Source organism: Myxococcus vastator (genome assembly GCF_010894475.1).
GTDB classification, from domain to species: Bacteria; Myxococcota; Myxococcia; order Myxococcales; family Myxococcaceae; genus Myxococcus; species Myxococcus vastator.
In genome coordinates, this window is record NZ_JAAIYB010000820.1 from 1 (window position 1) to 1,580 (window position 1,580).

A 1,580-nucleotide genomic window follows, 5' to 3' on the forward strand; every position below is an offset into this window, starting at 1 on the left:
AGCCCGGACCGACCCTGCTGGGCCCCGCCAGCGCCCTGGCGCCGGGCGACATGTTCGACCACGCCCGCGCCGCCGAGGCCGCGTTCATGACGGGGGACTACACCACCTGCGTCACCGCCTGCACGGACGCCATCCGGCGCGCGCTGGCCTTCGCGGGCGAGGGTTCCCTGGGACAGCAGGCCTTCCTGCTCCGCGTGGACGGCGCCGACCTGCTCCGGCTCCAGGGCCTGGCCACGCAGCCGCACCTGCGCGTGGATGACGCCGCCTTCTCCCTCTACGTGATGATGCAGGTCTTCATCCGGCTCAACGCGGTGGGCCTGCCCAACGCGGAGTAGCCTCGGCCCCGCTCAGCGCGGGGAGACGAACTGCAGCAGCCCCATGCGCTGCAGCTTCGCCAGCGTCTTGAGCGTCTCCAGCTCCCGGGCCGGACTGGCCAGCACCAGCGTGGACACGTCCCAGGTGCCATTCACCAGCCCGGCGATCTGCCGCTCCTCGGGCTTGAGCAGCGCCTGTCCCTGCGGGTCGTGAATCATGAGGGGCACCATCAGGGGCGGCATGTCCGCGTAGAGCGCCGCCACGTGCTCGCGCTGCACCAGCCGGGCGAACTCGCGCACGCGCCGGTCCGCCGGGTCGCTGGCCAGCAGGGACGCGCAGACGATGCCCGCGGCGTCGTACTGGCCCTCGCGCATCAGCACCGCGCCCTTCTCCAGCATCTCCGCCACCGGGTCCGCCTCCACCTGCGGCGCCCCGTCCACCTCCACCAGCTTCGACCGCAGCAGCTCGTGCACCCGCCGCGTCACCGAGGAGCGGGACACGCCCATGGACAGGCGCAGCCGCCCCAGGTTCTGCGGCGACGTGCACAGCCCCAGGATGATTCGGTGCATCAGCGGCTGGCTCGGGCTCGGCGGCGCCAGCGCGCGCACGCTGAGCGCGTCGATGGGCAGCGCCTTGTCCACGTCGGACTGCTCATCCACCCAGCGCAGGGACTCGAAGAGCAGCTCGCGGATGCCCATGTCGGACGGCACCCAGTCCTCGCCGGAGCGGTCCGCGTCCTCCGTCCAGTGGAAGGTGCCCCGGCCGGCGATGGTCAAATCCATCATCGCGGCGAACAGCTCCTCGCGGCCCAGGTCGCGAATCCACCGCGCCTGGATGCCGTGGATGTCGAACGCGGCGTCCACGTCCGGGGTGCGCGCCAGCTCGTCGAAGCCGGCCAGCACCTTCGTCCCCGACGCCAGCTTGGACAGCGTGAGCAGCCGCGCCACGCGTCCGCGCAGCCCCTCGGCGGCGGTGGCGCCCACCTGGCCGGAGAGCAGGAAGAGCTTGCGCTCGCCCGCCTCCCACGAAAGCTGGAGCGTCCCCGTCTTGCGGGAGCTGTCCAACCATTGAAGGAACTCAGGGAGCGGATAACTGAAGAGGTCGCCGTGGAGGGCCATGTGTGTCGGATTCGAGGATACAGTCCCCAGCCGTGCGCGTCGCGCTCCTGTTCATCGATGGTGTGGGCATTGGCCGGAAGGACCCGGCCGTGAATCCGCTCGCCCGCCGGGAACACCTGCTATCCCACTTCGAGGACGCCCCCAGCC

Annotated in this window: 1 protein-coding gene and 2 pseudogenes; 2 read left to right on the forward strand and 1 reads right to left on the reverse strand. The window is 71.3% G+C overall.

Annotated elements, in window-relative coordinates; translation table 11 throughout:
* A pseudogene (locus tag G4D87_RS37605) lies at positions 1 to 335 on the forward strand (GTP-binding protein); the annotation flags it as partial.
* 12 nt (positions 336 to 347) lie between these two features.
* On the opposite strand, the gene G4D87_RS37610 reads toward G4D87_RS37605, so the two are convergent.
* Positions 348 to 1,433 carry a DUF4388 domain-containing protein gene (locus tag G4D87_RS37610; RefSeq protein ID WP_163787569.1) on the reverse strand — a complete coding sequence of 362 codons (1,086 nt, stop codon included), beginning with the start codon at positions 1,431 to 1,433 and terminating at the stop codon, positions 348 to 350.
* Between the two features lie 32 nt (positions 1,434 to 1,465).
* Between G4D87_RS37610 and G4D87_RS39825 the strand changes: the two are divergent.
* Positions 1,466 to 1,580: pseudogene (locus tag G4D87_RS39825) on the forward strand (metalloenzyme); the annotation flags it as partial.

Coding starts and splice junctions, on each gene's coding strand:
- G4D87_RS37610 (WP_163787569.1), bottom strand. CDS start 1,433: ATGGCCCTCCACGGCGACCTCTTCAGTTATCCGCTCCCTGAGTTCCTT.